Genomic DNA, 16,139 nt, shown 5'->3' with positions numbered 1-16,139 from the left:
TTTTCTCTTGCATTTTTCGAAAGGCTATGTTAACTTTGTACATATAGAAAAGCAGTTCTGCTATTCTTATTTATCACTATATTCTATTTACTTAATCAGGCGTTTCGCCGGACAATTACCAGAACATTTACAGGTTCAGCCGAGACGGGAGGTGATCTGCAAGCAAACTTTGTTTTTAGACGACAGGTATTTTACAGAAAAACGGAGGTAAACATAATTGAAAAGATTTGTATGTATTCTTTGTTGTGCTTTGTTTTTGTTTGCAGCCCTTCTGGGCAGCTCTGCGCTGCAGTCCCGGGCGGAGGAGGACAGCCCGGAGACAGATCCGGGAGGCGGCAGTGAGATCAGCTGGACGCTGGGGCGAGACAGCGAAAGAGTGGAGACGGACCGGCTCGGTGTGACGGAGGGAGGCATTATGCCCAGGTCAGCGGTCGGCTCTCTTTGCACCATCTCCTACGGCGGCAGCCACAGCTACGGGAGCTGGTTTACGAGGGAATTTTACGTGGCGGCTGAGACAGGAAACTATACGGGGTACTGTGTGCAGCCTATGAGCCCGCCACCCTCGGGGACATACCAGGTGTCCCGACTTGACAACGATGTGATGAAGGCGCTCCTGATGATGGCACCGGGCTATCCCTATTATGAGGCATATGGGAAAATTATTTATAATGAGGCTGACAACAATACCTATGCCTACGCTCACGCGGCGCTGAGCTACGCCTACGAGGGAAGCCTTACCGGCCTGAGCGCCAGCATGCAGGCAGGTGTGACAAACATGGTCCACTATGCCACTGCCGCCGTGCAGGGGTCCTGGGCGCCGGAGATCCACGAAAATCTGGACCGGTATCAGGTGTACATTGCCTACAATGATCAGCAGGACATTGTCTGGCTGGAGGAGCAGCCAAAGGGAAATGTGCAGCTCCAGAAGGTGTCCGCACAGACCGACATAACGGAGGGAAACTTCTGCTACAGCCTGGAGGGGGTTGTGTACGGCGTGTATACAGACGCAGGCTGCACGGCCCAGGCAGGGGAGCTGGTGACAGACGCGTCCGGAAAGAGTGGGCTTCTGTCCGTCAACGCGGGAACCTACTATGTAAAAGAAAAGACACCGCCCAGAGGCTACGCCCTGGATGGGACCGTGTACAGGGTGGACGTCCAGGCAGGACAGACAGCCCAGGTGAGCGCAAAGGACATTCCCCAGAAAAATCCGGTGGAGGTGTTGCTGAAGAAATATGACGGAGAGCTGGATTTCCAGGAGGAGGGAAATGCGCCTCAGGGGGCGGCCTCTCTGGCGGGAGCGGAATTTACCTTCCGGTTTTACACGGGAGACTATGACAGCCTGGAAAAGCTGGAGGGAGTGAGCCCTGCCAGGACCTGGGTATTCCGAAGCGACGACAGGGGATTTGTGTCCACACAGGAGGAGTATTTTTTGGAGGGAGATCCGGTGTGGCGGGACGGAAACGGCGGATTTTTCCTCCCTCTTGGAACAGTGACGATACAGGAGACAAAAGCTCCACAGGGATATAATCTGAACAGTGAGACGCAGCTTGTGCGCGTTACGCCGGAGGGAACCGGTGAGCAGGTGCAGACATACCAGACGCCGGCCTTTGAGGAGGATGTGATCCGGGGAGACCTGGAGCTCATCAAGGTGTACCAAAATGAGGAGGAAAAGGAGGATGTGCTGGAGGGCATCGAGGGAGTGGAATTTACGCTCACTTCCAGGACAACAGGGCAGGAGGTCCTGCGGATCGTGACGGACCGCGAGGGGAAGGCCACCACCAGGAGCGAGGACTATCCAAGGGGCAGGCTGGTGTATGATACCTACCTGGTGACAGAGACCAAAACGCCGGAAGGGTACAATCCCGTCAAGCCCTTTGAGGTGGAGATCTCGGAAGAAAATGTGACGGTCAGCGGCATATACCGGCAGGACACGCTCATCACCAGTCCCATCCAGGTGCTGAAGGTGGATGCCTCCACGGGTAAGACGATCCCCGCCGCGGGGACGGAATTCCAGCTGCTGGACGCAGACAGGAATGTGGTGACTATGACATCGCACTATCCGGAATATCAGGTGTACGAGACCTTTGTCACAGACGAGGAAGGGCGTTTTACATTCCCGGAAAAGCTGAAATACGGGACTTATTATCTGCGTGAAGTAAAGGCGCCCAAGGGGTACCTCCTGAACGGGGAGGAGCTTGCCTTCACCGTGGAGGAGGACAAGGACTGGGGAAGTCCTCTGACCGTGCGGTTTGCCGATGAGAACGCCATGGGAAGGATCAGCATCGACAAGTACGAGGAGGGGAAGGAAGAGTACCTGGCGGGAACAGAGTTTGAGATACAGGCGGCGGAGGACATTGTGACGCCTGACGGGACGGTTCGCCTGAAAAAGGGGGAGCTGGCCGGGACCCTAACGACGGGGAATGAGACAGCTGTGTCCGAGGAGTTGTTCCTCGGGAAATATACGGTCAGGGAGACAAAGCAGGTTCCCGGATTTGCTCTTCCGGAGAAAGCGTTCCAGGTGGAGCTGAAATATAAGGATCAGACGACCCCTGTGGTGGAGGAGCATCTCACTGTCTATAATGAGCCGACTTCTCTTGTGCTCCTGAAATATGAAAAGGGCTCAGAGGAGAAGACCGCTCTGTCAGGAGTCAGGTTTAAGGTGTGGCTGAAGCAGGATGAGGCTGTGGAAGAGGAGGCAGTCATGGGAGAGGACACAGTCACGGAAGAGGATGCGGTGGACCCCGGATACACGCTGGAGGAGGTCTATGAGACGGACGAAGAAGGAAGGATTGAAATCCCCTATCTTCTGCCGGACAGCACTTATTGTATACAGGAGGTGGAAGCTCTGCCGGGATATATTCCCGACGGTACGATCCGTGAGATCTGTGTGGACTCCCGGGGACAGATTGAGGATAAGGCTGTCTGTGTGGTGGAATTTGAAAACGACTATACCAAGCTGCGCGTCTCCAAGCTGGACGGAGGAAACCGACAGTATCTGCCTGGGGCTGATCTGACGCTGGAGAGAGTCCTGGAGAGCGGCGAGAGGGAGCTGGTGGAGAGCTGGATTTCCGGTGAAGAGGAAAAGAAATTTGACAGACTGCAGCCTGGAGAGTACGTGCTGACAGAGGAGCAGGCGCCGGAGGGCTATGAGAAGGCGGAGTCTGTAAGCTTCACTCTTAAGGAGACGGGAGAAGAGCAGAAGGTGGAGATGCTGGATCAGCCGTTGGTGAAGGCTCCAAGGACAGGAGATATCTCTTATATTCCATGGCTTGGAATGGCGCTGGCCGGATCCCTTGCCTCGATGCTGTGGGCGCTGCGTATAAGGAAAAGGAAGTGACAGGATGGATTACTGTGTGATCTGCGGAAGGATTGTCCCGGAGGGGACCCATGTGTGCGTGAACTGCAGGTATGCTGTGCTGGGCACTTCGATAGATACTGCAGGCGAAACGGGCGTTGTCATGGAAGATAAATGCGGATATAATAAGGGAAGGGATATGGATGGGAAGAAAAGAGAAAATTTATAAGAAAATCTTGGACGCACAGTCGGACAACAATATCCATTTTGATGATCTGAGATATCTGTTGATCTCTATGGGATTTTCCGAAAGGATAAGGGGAGACCACCATTTTATGTGCCGGGAATATATTGAGGAAATCATCAACATTCAGCCCAGAGGAAATAAAGCTAAAAGTTACCAGGTGAAGCAAGTGAGAGGACTTATCATAAAATATCATTTGGAGGTGTGAAGATGGCGGATTATAAGTATCAGATGATCATCACATGGAGCGAGGATGATGATGCCTTTCTTGTTACAGTGCCAGATCTTCCGGGGTGTATGTCTGATGGGAAAACAATAGCCGAAGCAGTGGAAAATGCAAAGACAACTATTACAGAGTGGATAAAGGTTGCCGAAGAGCTGGGAAGACCCGTTCCGGAGCCATCAAAAGGAACCATACCAGGATACAGGACGAAGGAGTGAGAGTAATGCAGATATATGAGAGCCGCCCGGCCCAGGCGGCGGGCAGACTGGAAAAGGAGATGAAGGTCTACGATCTTCTGGACGGACTGGGGATACCCTATGTCCGGACCGACCACGAGGCTGTGATGACCATCGAGGCCTGCAGGGAGGTGGACGAGGCGCTGCACATAGAGATCTGCAAGAACCTGTTCCTGTGCAACCGGCAGAAGACAAACTACTATCTTCTCGTCATGCCGGGCGGGAAAAATCTGCAGGCAAAGGAGCTTTCGCCCCAGATTCCCTCATCCAGGCTTTCCTTTGCGTCCGGGGAGGATATGGAGAAATATCTGAATGTGACGCCTGGGTCCGCCACTATCATGGGGCTGATCTTTGATCCGGAAAACAAGGTACAGCTCCTGATAGATGAGGAGGTGCTGGGAGAGGAGTATTTTGCCTGCCATCCCTGCGTCAACACGTCCAGCATCCGGCTGAAGACAGAGGATGTGCTGGGAAAATTTCTGAAGGCAGTGCATCACGACTATATACCCGTAAAGCTGAGCAGATAAAAAGGACTCCAGGCAGGTGGTATATATTTTCCTCTTCTGGTATAGACTGTAAAAAACAGGACTTGCCGGAAAGGGGACATGCAGGATGGAGGAGACATACCGCCAGGCCGCAGAGGACGAAGAGCTGATGGAAAAATGTGTGCTGTGCGGGCGTATGGTTCCGGTGCGCAGAGACAGTCATATTGCAGGCAGAAGATACTATGTGGAGGGGGCGGGCCAGCTCTGTGCCAGATGCTTTTACGAGGTGTATCACAATTAGCTTGCTTTTTATCCGCAGAGGGTGTAACGTTAACCGTGACCGAACATACATGAAGGATAAGGAGGAGGCAGGCAATGGCTGAAAAACCGACACAGCAAATGACACAGAGAGAGCGGATGCTGGCGGGACTTTTGTACAACGCGGCAGATCAGGAGCTCTGTGAGGCCCGCATCCGGGCAAAGCATCTGACATACCTTTACAATACATGTGATCCTGCGGACATGGAGAAGCGGGCCGCTATCATGAAGGAGCTTATCGGTGAGCAGGCGGAGCACACGTGGATCGAGGCGCCCTTTTACTGTGACTATGGGACGAACATAGAGTTTGGCGAGAACTTTTATTCGAATGTGCACTTTACCGTGCTGGACTGTGCGAAGGTGACCTTTGGGCATGATGTGATGATAGGCCCCAACGTGGATATCTACACAGCCGGGCATCCGGTGCACCCCGAGACCCGCTGTACAGAGTGGGAGTACGCTATGGAGGTGAAGATAGGGAACCGGGTGTGGATCGGCGGAAGGAGCGTGATCAATCCCGGAGTGACCATTGGGAATGACTGCGTCATCGCATCCGGCAGCGTGGTCACAAAGGACGTGCCGGACGGCGTGATCGTGGGTGGCAATCCGGCAAAGGTGATCCGCCGTATCACGGAGGAGGACAAAAAGTATTATTTCAAGAAGCTTCCCTACGACAGGGGGCTGTAGACAAAAAAGCGGATAGAAGGCTTGCGGCTGCGGGCAGGAGACATGTGATCTCCTGCCCGTTTCTGCTTTTCAGGGTGCGGTTCCCTGGATGATGCGCTTTCCCGGGCACAGGATAAGAACAGTGATGTCAGTCTATTGACATCCCCTGTAATAGGTGGTATTATGATGATATCAAAATGATATCAAAATAAAACACTTTCATCAAAGAAGGGGGAAAAGATTATGAGCAAAGAGAAGATCAGGCAGGAGAGAATACTGAACCCGGTCAGCGGGTATTTGATGCTGCTTCTTGGGATCGTAGGAATGATCGCAGGCATTGCCGTCATGATCGTGGGATTTATGGCCGGCAGCAGGAGCGGCAGCGGCGCCCTTGCCGTGGGAGGCGTGATACTGGGAATCCTCATCCTCGTTGGAGCGATCATCCTCCTGTGCGGGCTGAAGGTCCTCAATCCCAACGAGGCTTACGTGTTCACTGTGTTCGGAAACTACTACGGAACGCTGAAAAAGGAAGGGTTTTACTGGGTCAATCCCTTCTGCTCAGCCATCAATCCGACGGTAAAGTCGGCGCCTGTCGTGGCGGCGTCAGGCAATGGCCGGTCCGTATCCGTGTCTGTGGGAGACAAGGAGAAGAAGGTCTCCATGCGGACCATGACGCTGGACAATAAAAAGCAGAAGGTGAACGACCAGCTGGGAAATCCGGTGGAGATCGGAGCTGTGGTGATTTGGAAGGTAGTCAACCCTACCAAGGCGGTCATCAATGTGGAGAACTACAAGAATTACCTGTCCATCCAGTGTGACTCCATCATCCGGAACACGGCCAGGCAGTATCCCTATGACACAAGCGAGGGGGCGGACGAGAAATCCCTTCGGGGCAGCAGCCAGGAGATTGCGGATATCATGAGCAAGGAGCTGCAGGAGAAGACAGAGGACGCAGGCATCAAGATACTGGATGTGCGTATCACGCATCTTGCCTACGCGCCGGAGATCGCGTCGGCCATGCTCCAGAGGCAGCAGGCGGCGGCCATCATCGATGCACGGCAGAAGATCGTGGAGGGCGCTGTGGGCATGGTGGAGATGGCCCTCTCCAGGCTGAATGAGAAGGAGATCGTGGAGCTGGACGAGGAGAGAAAGGCAGCCATGGTGAGCAATCTGATGGTAGTGCTCTGCGGAAACAAGGACGCCCAGCCCATTGTGAACAGCGGAAGTTTATATTAAAATAACAAAAAAGAGAGAAGGGAGGGGGATGCTTTTTGGAGAGGGAAAACAAGGCTGCTGACAAGGCCAAAGCGAAAAAGCAGGTGCCCCTCCGGCTGTCAAAAAAGCTGTACGATGAGATCGCCCAGTGGGCGGAGGACGATTTCCGCTCCATGAACGGACAGATCGAGTATCTCCTGACAGAGTGCGTGAAGCACAGGAAGGGGAAAAAGGATTTATAAAATCTTAAGATTTTGCAAGGAAAACATTAAAGTCTTCCTGCTATCATGAAGGTACCATTTCTTACAGGAGGTGGTACCTTTCCCATTTGTTTTATTAATGGGAGGGCAGGAAGGAGAGAAACAGATGAACGAGAGGATTTTAGTGGCAGACGACGAACCGGATATCGCGGATCTCGTCTGCCTTTATCTTCAGAACGAAAACTATGAGACAAGAGTGTGCTATTCCGGCCAGGAGGCGCTGGAGGAAATACGCCGGGAGAAGCCGGACCTTGCCATCCTGGACATCATGATGCCGGGGGTGAGCGGCCTTACGGTCTGCCGGGAGATACGAAAAAAAGACACCTATCCGGTTATTTTCCTGACGGCAAAAGGGGAGGAGATCGACAAGATCAACGGCCTGGCTCTGGGGGCGGACGACTACATCACAAAGCCCTTCCGCCCTCTGGAGATGGTGGCCCGGGTGAAGGCCCAGCTGCGGCGCTGCAAGAAGTACAACTGTCCCGGCCAGGAGGAGGATCTGCTTGTGCGGGGAGGCCTCACCTTGAATGTGAGGACCCATCAGTGCACCCTTGGGGGAAAGGACCTAAAGCTGACTCCCACAGAGTTTTCCGTGCTGGAGATCCTGTGCCGGAAGAGAGGCAGCGTGGTCAGCTCCGAGGAGCTGTTCCACGCCATATGGAAGGATGAGTACTACAGCCGGAAAAATAACACTATCACCGTGCATATTCGGCATCTGCGGGAGAAGATGGGGGACTCCATCGACCATCCGAGATACATTAAGACAGTCTGGGGGTGTGGTTACAAAATTGAAGAACAGTAAAAAGTACTGGAAGGCAGCGGGCGGGGTCCTGGCAGCTCTGCTGGCGCTCTATTTTCTGTTTGATTTTGTGGATTATGTCTGCAACGGCGTGTTTGTGGAGTGGTTTACGAGGAATTTTGTCACCTCGGTACCGGCCTGGTATGATCCCCAGACAGGGAACACGGTTATGAGAGATGCGATTTTCTGGCCTTCCCTGAAAAATTTTATCTTCTGGAGCGTTGCCGTGGTGGCGGCCGCTGTCATCCTCCTTGTCTTTGTTTTTACAGAGAGAAATACGGCAAAGATCCGGCAGGAGGCCAGGGAGAGTATGGACAGCATGAAGGAAGAGCAGAAGAGGCAGGCCCAGGTCATCGAGGACGAGATGCGGCGAAAGGATGATCTGATCGCTTACCTGGCCCACGACCTGAAGACGCCCCTCACCTCAGTCATCGGATATCTGAGCCTTCTTGACGAGGCGCCGGACATGCCGGGAGAGCAGCGGGGAAAATACCTGCACACGGCCCTCTCCAAGGCGGAGCGTCTGGAGGGGCTGATCAATGAATTTTTTGACATCACCCGGTACAATCTCCAGAAAATGCCTCTGGAAAAACGGCGGGTCAATCTGTGCGCCCTCCTTGTGCAGGTGACAGAGGAGCTCTACCCTGCCCTTGAAAAGCACGGAAACGAAGTGGAAAATGAGGTGGATGAGGAGGAGTATATTTACGCTGACCCGGAGAAGATGGCCCGGGTCTTTAACAATCTGCTGAAGAACGGGGCGGCTTACAGCGACCGGGATACCCCCATTAAGATATGGACCCAGCGAACAGGGGAGGAGATCGCTATTATTTTTGAAAATACAGGGGTCACCATACCCGGGGAAAAGCTGGAGATGATCTTTGACAAATTCTTCCGCCTGGACGATGCACGGGGCGCCCAGACAGGGGGCTCCGGCCTGGGGCTTGCCATTGCGAAGGAGATCGTCAGCCAGCACGGCGGCAGCATCGCTGCCTACAGTGAGGATAGGATCACCAGGTTCGAGGTGCGCCTGCCGGCCTGGTGTTAGGCGCAGCTGCCGGGTAAATCATTTCAGATACTCACAAAGTCTTAATCTTTTCTTAGCAATCAAACAACTTCATATTAAAGTTCCACTCTCCCTCCTCTGGTAGATTAAGAGCCAGAAGAAGGGAGAGAACGCTATGGATAGAAGAAAGAAAAAGCTGCGAAGACGCAGGAGAAACCGGCTCACCGCTGTCTTGCTGGTGCTGATGCTGTTTTTCGTATGGCTTGGAGCGAGAAATTATATGAATATGGAGGGACTGGGACTTCCCGGATCCGGGGACGGAGGGAGGCTGTCCGCCTGTCTGGAGGATCTGTACAGTCCCTCGGCGGCTCTGGTGGATGCCGGAACCGGTGAGAAGCTGGGAGCCGCCGGCGGGAGCAGGCGGATCTATCCTGCATCCATGACTAAGATCATGACCGCCGTGGTGGCGCTGGAGCACATCTCCAGCCTGGATGAGACTATCACCATGCCGGGAGATTTCTACGGGCAGCTCTATGAGGAAAACGCCTCCATGGCCGGATTTGAGCCGGGTGAGGAGGTACCGTACCGGGAGATTCTCTACGGAGCGCTCCTTCCCTCCGGGGCGGAGTGCTGCATGGCCTTTGCGGAGAAAATTGCGGGCAGCGAGAGCGGCTTTGCGGAGATGATGAATGAAAAGGCGCGGGAGCTGGGGATGAGAGACACCCATTTTACCAACTGCACCGGACTCCACGACAGAAAGCACTACTCTACGGCGGAGGATATGGCCCGGCTTGTGGTGTACGCCCTGAAAAATGACGCCTTCCGGCAGGCCTTTACCAGCAGATCCTACACCATGGCATCCACCGCCTTTCATCCCGGGGGATTTACCGTGACAAGCACTCTCTTTGCCAGCCTTTCAGATCCGTCCGTCACAGGGGGAGAGATACTGGGAGGAAAGACCGGGTACACGCAAGAAGCGGGCCTTTGTCTGGCAAGCCTGGCTGAGGTGAATGGAAAAGAGTATGTCCTTGTGACAGCCGGGGCGCCGGGAGATCACCAGAGTGAGCCCTACCACGTGCTGGACGCGGTGAAGGTGTACGGGCGGATCGGAGAAAACGCGGAGTAAAAAATGAATTTCAATCAGATTTAACAACCGGATTTAAATATAAATTTTCTATTGCAGTCCAAAATGAATTATGTTATTCTAAATATGTCAAGGCGGCGCATCTGCCGCCAGGCATACACATCAAGTGCACCGCAAAGTCAAGGCGGCGCATCTGGCTATTCGGAGCCTGATTTCCAGGCATGACCCGATTGTTGCACAACTGAACAGAGCAGGAAATGAGGGCCGTGCCTCCGGTATCCGGACCGGATATGCCAAAAATCAGACATGCCCCTTTTCTGCATGAGCTACCCAGGAAAGGAGAAGGCAAGTGACGAAGAAAAACGACAAGTTTATCATGCTTCCCACCGTGGACGTGTGCTTTAAGGGACTGATGTACAATCCCAAGGTGAGAAAGGGGCGCAGGTCAACATGGAGATGCAGGCGTACCCCTTCGGGCAGTGGGACGCCAGATCCCTGTTTTATCTGAGTAAAATGTACACAGATCAGATCGGGAGGGGCGATCCCTACACGAAGCTGAAAAAGTGTATCCATGTGAGCATACTGGACTTTATCCGCTTTGCGGATGACAGGAAATGCCACCGGACCATCAGCCTGTGCGATGAGCAGACAGGGGAAAAGTACACAGACCTTCTGGAGCTGCAGATCCTGGAGCTGAAGAAGCTGCCGGGGGATCTGCGGGAGGACGATGAGGTCATCCAGTGGATGCGCTTCCTGGCTGGGAAGGACCGGAAGGAGTTGGAGGATATGGCAAGTACAAGCGAATATATCGAGGAGGCCTACAGGGAACTGGAGAGGATGAGCGCGGACGAGAGGGCCAGGCTGGAGTACGAGGCCCGGCAGAAGGCCATCCGGGACCACGATGCCATCATGAGCAGCGCCTGGGAGACCGGCATGGAGAAAGGAATGGAGAAAGGAATGGAGAAAGGTCTGCAGAAAGGCAGAGAGCAGGGCCGGCTGTCTATAGTCCGCCGGATGCTGGAGGGCGGCACCAGCCCGGAAGAGATCATGCGCCTCACCGGGGCCACGGAGGAGGAAGTGGAAAAGGCCCGGAACATGTAGGCCTGCCTGTGACGGGATGCGTGAAAAATGTGGAATAGAAATCTATATATAGAAAATCCAGAATAGAAATCTCCGGGAATTGTATTTTTCCGCCATCCATATTATAATAAATAAGATAAGCCCTGCCCGGGAAAGCGGAGCTGTGGAAACGGGCAGGGCGCAGACGAAAGAGGGAATGATCATGTACATAGCGGACCTTCATATACACTCCCGGTATTCCCGGGCTACCAGTAAAAACTGTACGCCGGAGCACCTGGATCTGTGGGCCAGGCGGAAGGGGATCCACATTGTGGGAACCGGAGATTTCACCCACCCGGCCTGGAGGGAGGAGCTGAAGGAAAAACTGAAGCCCGCGGAGGACGGGCTGTACGTGCTGAAAGACGAATACAGGATAGAGGATGAGACAGTGAGGGGCAGTATGACTCCTCGTTTTGTTGTTACGGGGGAAATCAGCTCCATCTACAAAAAGGGAGGGAGAGTGCGCAAGGTTCACAGCCTGATCCTTCTGCCCGGTCTGGAGGCGGCGGAGGAGATTGCGGGCAGGCTGGAAGAGATTGGAAATATCCATTCTGATGGCCGGCCTATCCTGGGGCTCTCCTGCCATGACCTGTTGGAGATCCTGCTCACCTCCTGCCCGGAGAGCATCTATGTGCCGGCTCATATCTGGACGCCCCACTTCTCCCTGTTCGGGGCTTTCTCCGGCTTTGACACGGTGGAGGAGTGCTTTGAGGATCTGACGCCCTACATTCACGCAGTGGAGACGGGACTCTCGTCAGACCCACCCATGAACTGGAGAGTGTCTGCCCTGGACAGATACCATCTCATCTCCAACTCAGATGCCCACTCCCCGGCTAAGCTGGGGCGGGAGGCCAACCTACTTGACATCGAGATGTCCTACGAGGGGCTGCGCAGGGCTATCCAGGATGGGACGGGGCTTCAGGGTACCATTGAGTTTTTCCCGGAGGAGGGGAAATACCATCTGGACGGGCACCGGAAATGCGGCCTGTGCCTGACGCCCTCTGAGACGGAAAAATATGGCGGCGTCTGCCCGGTGTGCGGTCGGAAGATTACCATCGGCGTCTCCCACCGGGTGGAGGAGCTGGCCGACCGGCCGGAGGATTATGTCAGGACTGACGGCGCTGCCTTTGAGAGCCTGGTGCCGCTGCCGGAGGTCATCGGCGCGTCTCTGGGTCATTCTTCGGTCAGCCGCAAGGTCTTAAGAGAGTATGAGGAAATGCTGGGAAAGCTGGGGCCGGAGTTTGAGATCCTGCGGACGATCCCCCAGGAGGATATCCAGAAGGCGGCGGGCCACCGGATCGCCCAGGGCATCATGCGGCTCAGGCAGGGAAAGGTGGAGCGGATCCCGGGATTTGACGGGGAGTACGGGACAATCCGGCTTTTTACGGCGGACGAGCTTGAGAACACGGATGGGCAGATGGATTTCTTCAGCCTCATCGGCGTGGAGCCGGAAGCCCTCGAAAAGGGGCAGAGGGAGGCGCAGCCCGTCCTTTCAGAAAAGGAGCCGGTGAGCGCTTTGAAGGAGGAGCGGCAGGAGGCAGCTGCCGGCGGCGCTCCTTCCCTCAACCCGGAGCAGCGGGAGGCTGTGAGGAGGATCTGCCGGCATTTGGCGGTGGTTGCCGGGCCGGGCACCGGAAAGACAAAGACCCTGGTGTCCCGGATCCAGTATCTGCTGGAGCACAGGAAGGTAAAGCCCTCCGAGATCACCGCTGTTACCTTCACCAACCAGGCTGCCGGTGAGATGCGGGAGCGGCTGAAAAAGGAGCTGGGAAGCCGGCGGGTCAGCGGTCTGCAGATCGGCACCTTCCACAGCATCTGTCTGCATTTCCTGCGGAAGGCGGGAGTGGAATTCTCCCTGGCAAGCGAGGCTCAGTGCCGGCAGATGGCCGGGGAGGCTGTGTCGGAGGCGGGGCTTTCCGTTGGCGCCGGAAAATTCCTGGAGAGCCTCTCGCGGAAACAGGCGGGCCTGTCCGTGTATGAGGAGGAGCGCTTTCGGCAGGCGGAAGAGCTCTACAAAAAGAAGAAGCAGGAGATGAGGCTCCTTGATTTTGACGACCTGCTTCTGGAGACGCTGAGGCTGCTGGAGGGCGGCGCCCCTGCGGGAAAGCAGTTCACCTGTCTGCTTATCGATGAGTTTCAGGACATCGATCCCCTCCAGTACAGACTTGTGAGAGCCTGGGACCGGGATGCCAGAGAGCTCTTTGTCATCGGGGATCCGAACCAGTCTATCTACGGCTTCCGAGGGGCAGACGCCGGCTGCTTTGAGCGGCTGCGGGCGGATGTGGAGGCGGCCGGCGGGGAGTTATGTCTGGTGGAGCTTAGGGAGAACTACCGCTCCACGCCCCAGATCCTGGAGGCAGCCCGCAGGACGCAGGGTTGTGAGCCTCTGCATCCCAACTGCCCGGAGGGAGCGCCTGTGCGTCTTCTGAGAGCGGGAAGCGAGCTGGGGGAGGCCATTTTCATCGCCAAGGAGATCGGGCGTATGGCCGGAGGCATCGGCATGCTGGAGGCTCAGGAGCTGTCCGGCAGCAAAGAGAGACAGACAAGGTCCTTTGATGAGATCGCTGTCCTTGCCAGGACCCACCGGCAGGCGGATCTGGTGGAAATGTGCCTGCGAAAAGAGGGGATCCCCTATATCGTGGCCGGCAGGGAGGGATTTCTGGAGGATGACAAGGTGCAGGGAAGCATCTGCTTCTTTCAGTATCTGGAAAATCCGGAGAACGAGTCTGCGGCGCAGATGGCGGCGGAGCTTCTCCTGGGACTTTCCTGGAACCAGCTGACAGAGGAGATGATCCGTGCCATGGCGGAGAAATACCGCCCTCTCTTTGAAAAGAAGAAGCCGGGGAAATTCCTGGAGATGTGGATGGAGGAACAGGGCCTTCAGAAGGAGGACGCTGTGAAGAAGCTGGCAGCCATGACCGTCTTCTACAAGACCATGCCGGACTTTTTGCGGGATCTTGTGCTGGGCGTGGAGAGCGACCTGAAGCGATGCGGCGGGAAAAATTACACGTCAGGGGCTGTTACCCTGATGACCCTCCACGGTTCCAAGGGCCTGGAGTTCCCGGCAGTGTTCATTTACGGCGCCAGAGAGGGGAATATCCCTCTGGAAAATGAGAAGCGTCCGTCGGATGAAGAAGAGGAGCGAAGACTTCTCTACGTGGGCATGACCCGGGCAAAGGAGGAGCTGATCCTCACCTGCTCCGGGGAGGAGTCCAGGTTCCTGGCAGAGCTGCCTGAGACAGTTCTCAAACGGGAGAAGGAGATCCCGGTAAAAAAGGAGGAGACCTGCCATCAGATGAGCCTCTTTGAGCTGGGAAATTAAGGAATAAAGGCAGCAGCCGGACAGAACAGAAGGAAGAAACAGGAGGATGAGTGGATGAGGAGAAATGTAAGACTGGAGGATATCTCTGACGGAAAGCTCTACACGGCGCAGGACATGGTGCGGGCGGACTGCCGGGGATGCCAGGGATGCTCTGCCTGCTGTCAAGGTATGGGAAGCTCCATCCTGCTGGATCCGCGGGATATCTGGCTTTTGACAAAGGGAACCGGGAAGGACTTTGAGGGACTTCTGGCAGAGCATGCAGAGCTTGTCCTGTCGGACGGGATTGTCCTGCCCTGTCTTCGGATGGAGGGAACGGAGGAGACCTGCACCTTTCTGGACCGGGAGGGACGGTGCTCCATCCACCCCTTCAGGCCGGGGATCTGCCGGATGTTTCCCCTGGGGCGGTACTATGAGGAGACGGGATTTCGCTATTTCCTCCAGGTGCACGAGTGCCCCAAGAAGGATCGGACCAAGGTCAGGGTCAGGAGCTGGCTGGACATTCCGGATCTCAAGAGATATGAGACCTATATCTTTGACTGGCACAGCTTTTTGAAAGTCTGTGAGAGGGAGTCAGAGGGGCTGGACGGGGACAGCCTGAAAATACTGCAGATGTATCTGCTTCGCGCATTTTATCAGACGCCCTGGGACGGGGAGGACTTCTATGGGGAGTTCTACAGACGCCTGGCGCAGGTAAAGGAGAAGCTTGGTTTATGATAGAAAGATTTGAAGAGCTGAAGGAATTTCTGCCGGGGCTTCAAAGGGACATGCCGGAGAGCTACGGGAAGCTGGCGGAGATCTTTCAGTTTCATGTGTTTGAACTGCACCTGGGAGAAGACAGGGGCAGGAAGGTGGATTACTATATCCCCTACATGATGAACGATGCCCTGGAGTGCTATCTGGTGCTGAGGGATGCCTGGATGACCGGAGATTATCTGGATCTGGATCAGGAGGAGTACCCTATACAGGGGCAGCTTGCCTGGAGGGATGACCGGTCGGCTCTCATCGTAAAGCAGGGCAGGGAGAATGTATTTACCATCTGGTTTTCTGAGCTGACAGAGGTGTTCCAGTGCTATCAGTATCACCGGATCGGCCACTTCTGGGTAAAGGGGCAGGAGCAGTGGAGACAGCTCGTCTATATGGCGGGGACGGTCTACGAGAAGTACCAGTATCTGGGCGACGCGGCCTGCAATGAGGGCGAGAAGAAATTCATGCGTCTCATCGAATTCCCGCCCTTCCGCTACTGGTCCCCCATAGACGAGCCATTGGACGACCGGTATCCCTCCACCCGGGAGGGAGCCCTGTGCATGCGGGGGCTGGCGCTGGAGGCGGGGGATAAGAGCTACGCCAGGCTGGCCGGCCTGTATGCCAGGTTCCCCTTCGGATTTTTAAAGAAAAAGCTGGCAAGGAAGCTGTGTGACCCGGCAAGGCAGAGACTGTACGAGACGATCTACGGGAAGGTGAGGGCCGCTTCCCTGAAATATCCGAAGAGAGTCTACGGGGAGGCCCTGGACGGGGAGATCCTGAGGGCGAGAAAGCGTGTTCACCAGAGACTGCACCGGGCCGGATTTTGCGGGAAGTATCCCGTCTATACGAGGGGAAACGTGGAAGTGGTGGCCGCGGAGGAGCATCCCTTTACCACCATGGAGGCGGAGGATTTCACCTTCCGCATCCGGTTCATGGTCTCCCGGTGCAAAAAAGAGAAGGATATGGGAAGAAACTGCGGCTTTTTCAAGGGCAGAGGACGTGAGGGCCGGATTGAGGATGATCTGGACATGCTCATGGGAGAGCTGGAAAAATAAGACTAACTATTAAAGAAAGTCAAGTAAAAAAGTGGCAACGACTTTTCGTTGCAATCAGTACCTTGAAAACT

General features: G+C 55.1%; 17 protein-coding genes. All 17 read left to right on the top strand.

Annotated features, from left to right (window positions below; all coding sequences use genetic code 11):
* Positions 1 to 217 precede the first annotated feature (217 nt).
* Positions 218 to 3,337 (top strand): SpaA isopeptide-forming pilin-related protein, encoded by a 3,120-nt coding sequence (locus FGQ86_RS12140; protein ID WP_138304245.1) that lies wholly within the window; start codon positions 218 to 220, stop codon positions 3,335 to 3,337.
* 4 nt (positions 3,338 to 3,341) lie between these two features.
* Complete coding sequence (locus FGQ86_RS12135) at positions 3,342 to 3,524, top strand: hypothetical protein (RefSeq protein WP_138304242.1); 183 nt, start codon at positions 3,342 to 3,344, stop codon at positions 3,522 to 3,524.
* A complete protein-coding gene (locus tag FGQ86_RS12130; protein ID WP_138304240.1) occupies positions 3,499 to 3,747 on the top strand; it encodes a type II toxin-antitoxin system HicA family toxin in 249 nt (82 codons plus the stop codon). The genes FGQ86_RS12135 and FGQ86_RS12130 overlap by 26 nt, the downstream gene beginning before the upstream one ends.
* Before the next feature lie 2 nt (positions 3,748 to 3,749).
* Positions 3,750 to 3,980, top strand: a complete 231-nt coding sequence (locus FGQ86_RS12125) for a type II toxin-antitoxin system HicB family antitoxin (RefSeq protein ID WP_138304237.1) — start codon at positions 3,750 to 3,752, stop codon at positions 3,978 to 3,980.
* A 5-nt stretch (positions 3,981 to 3,985) separates the two neighbouring features.
* A complete protein-coding gene (locus FGQ86_RS12120) occupies positions 3,986 to 4,525 on the top strand; it encodes a prolyl-tRNA synthetase associated domain-containing protein (protein WP_138304234.1) in 540 nt (179 codons plus the stop codon).
* Positions 4,526 to 4,610: 85 nt separating this feature from the next.
* Complete coding sequence (locus FGQ86_RS16270; protein ID WP_156111854.1) at positions 4,611 to 4,784, top strand: hypothetical protein; 174 nt, start codon at positions 4,611 to 4,613, stop codon at positions 4,782 to 4,784.
* Positions 4,785 to 4,882: 98 nt separating this feature from the next.
* Positions 4,883 to 5,488, top strand: a complete 606-nt coding sequence (locus tag FGQ86_RS12115) for a sugar O-acetyltransferase (RefSeq protein WP_138304333.1) — start codon at positions 4,883 to 4,885, stop codon at positions 5,486 to 5,488.
* A 222-nt stretch (positions 5,489 to 5,710) separates the two neighbouring features.
* Positions 5,711 to 6,703, top strand: a complete 993-nt coding sequence (locus FGQ86_RS12110; RefSeq protein ID WP_138304232.1) for an SPFH domain-containing protein — start codon at positions 5,711 to 5,713, stop codon at positions 6,701 to 6,703.
* A 35-nt stretch (positions 6,704 to 6,738) separates the two neighbouring features.
* Positions 6,739 to 6,924 (top strand): hypothetical protein, encoded by a 186-nt coding sequence (locus FGQ86_RS12105; protein WP_138304229.1) that lies wholly within the window; start codon positions 6,739 to 6,741, stop codon positions 6,922 to 6,924.
* Positions 6,925 to 7,048: 124 nt separating this feature from the next.
* The gene (locus FGQ86_RS12100; protein ID WP_033126667.1) at positions 7,049 to 7,744 is read left to right on the top strand and encodes a response regulator transcription factor; all 696 of its coding nucleotides are present in this window, start codon (positions 7,049 to 7,051) and stop codon (positions 7,742 to 7,744) included.
* Positions 7,731 to 8,786: a HAMP domain-containing sensor histidine kinase gene (locus FGQ86_RS12095; RefSeq protein WP_243127262.1), complete on the top strand. Its 1,056-nt coding sequence runs from the start codon at positions 7,731 to 7,733 to the stop codon at positions 8,784 to 8,786. Before FGQ86_RS12100 ends, FGQ86_RS12095 begins: the two co-directional genes overlap by 14 nt.
* A 133-nt stretch (positions 8,787 to 8,919) precedes the next feature.
* A complete protein-coding gene (locus FGQ86_RS12090) occupies positions 8,920 to 9,870 on the top strand; it encodes a serine hydrolase (protein WP_171031563.1) in 951 nt (316 codons plus the stop codon).
* A 307-nt stretch (positions 9,871 to 10,177) separates the two neighbouring features.
* The gene (locus FGQ86_RS16500; RefSeq protein ID WP_205155364.1) at positions 10,178 to 10,336 is read left to right on the top strand and encodes a hypothetical protein; all 159 of its coding nucleotides are present in this window, start codon (positions 10,178 to 10,180) and stop codon (positions 10,334 to 10,336) included.
* Positions 10,279 to 10,929, top strand: coding sequence for an Rpn family recombination-promoting nuclease/putative transposase (locus tag FGQ86_RS12085; protein ID WP_243127260.1), 651 nt, complete (start codon positions 10,279 to 10,281; stop codon positions 10,927 to 10,929). Before FGQ86_RS16500 ends, FGQ86_RS12085 begins: the two co-directional genes overlap by 58 nt.
* A gap of 181 nt (positions 10,930 to 11,110) precedes the next feature.
* Positions 11,111 to 14,269 (top strand): UvrD-helicase domain-containing protein, encoded by a 3,159-nt coding sequence (locus FGQ86_RS12080; RefSeq protein ID WP_138304327.1) that lies wholly within the window; start codon positions 11,111 to 11,113, stop codon positions 14,267 to 14,269.
* 54 nt (positions 14,270 to 14,323) lie between these two features.
* Entirely contained in the window at positions 14,324 to 14,983 is a 660-nt protein-coding gene (locus FGQ86_RS12075; RefSeq protein WP_138304226.1) for a YkgJ family cysteine cluster protein, read from the top strand.
* The gene (locus FGQ86_RS12070; protein WP_033126643.1) at positions 14,980 to 16,068 is read left to right on the top strand and encodes a DUF3878 family protein; all 1,089 of its coding nucleotides are present in this window, start codon (positions 14,980 to 14,982) and stop codon (positions 16,066 to 16,068) included. Before FGQ86_RS12075 ends, FGQ86_RS12070 begins: the two co-directional genes overlap by 4 nt.
* The last annotated feature ends 71 nt before the right edge of the window (positions 16,069 to 16,139 follow it).

It is taken from the genome of Clostridium sp. BSD2780061688st1 H5, assembly GCF_005845155.1.
Lineage (GTDB): Bacteria > Bacillota > Clostridia > Lachnospirales > Lachnospiraceae > Claveliimonas > Claveliimonas intestinigallinarum.
Note: the sequence above shows the minus strand (reverse complement) of the source record. Positions and strands in the feature narration are given on the sequence as shown.

Excerpts from the sequence above, each read along its gene's own strand:
- FGQ86_RS12100 (WP_033126667.1), top strand. The coding sequence starts at position 7,049 with ATGAACGAGAGGATTTTAGTGGCAGACGACGAACCGGATATCGCGGAT.
- FGQ86_RS12090 (WP_171031563.1), top strand. The coding sequence starts at position 8,920 with ATGGATAGAAGAAAGAAAAAGCTGCGAAGACGCAGGAGAAACCGGCTC.
- FGQ86_RS12130 (WP_138304240.1), top strand. The coding sequence starts at position 3,499 with ATGGGAAGAAAAGAGAAAATTTATAAGAAAATCTTGGACGCACAGTCG.
- FGQ86_RS12110 (WP_138304232.1), top strand. The coding sequence starts at position 5,711 with ATGAGCAAAGAGAAGATCAGGCAGGAGAGAATACTGAACCCGGTCAGC.
- FGQ86_RS16270 (WP_156111854.1), top strand. The coding sequence starts at position 4,611 with ATGGAGGAGACATACCGCCAGGCCGCAGAGGACGAAGAGCTGATGGAA.
- FGQ86_RS12075 (WP_138304226.1), top strand. The coding sequence starts at position 14,324 with ATGAGGAGAAATGTAAGACTGGAGGATATCTCTGACGGAAAGCTCTAC.
- FGQ86_RS12070 (WP_033126643.1), top strand. The coding sequence starts at position 14,980 with ATGATAGAAAGATTTGAAGAGCTGAAGGAATTTCTGCCGGGGCTTCAA.
- FGQ86_RS12135 (WP_138304242.1), top strand. The coding sequence starts at position 3,342 with ATGGATTACTGTGTGATCTGCGGAAGGATTGTCCCGGAGGGGACCCAT.
- FGQ86_RS12115 (WP_138304333.1), top strand. The coding sequence starts at position 4,883 with ATGACACAGAGAGAGCGGATGCTGGCGGGACTTTTGTACAACGCGGCA.
- FGQ86_RS12085 (WP_243127260.1), top strand. The coding sequence starts at position 10,279 with ATGGAGATGCAGGCGTACCCCTTCGGGCAGTGGGACGCCAGATCCCTG.
- FGQ86_RS12120 (WP_138304234.1), top strand. The coding sequence starts at position 3,986 with ATGCAGATATATGAGAGCCGCCCGGCCCAGGCGGCGGGCAGACTGGAA.
- FGQ86_RS12125 (WP_138304237.1), top strand. The coding sequence starts at position 3,750 with ATGGCGGATTATAAGTATCAGATGATCATCACATGGAGCGAGGATGAT.
- FGQ86_RS12080 (WP_138304327.1), top strand. The coding sequence starts at position 11,111 with ATGTACATAGCGGACCTTCATATACACTCCCGGTATTCCCGGGCTACC.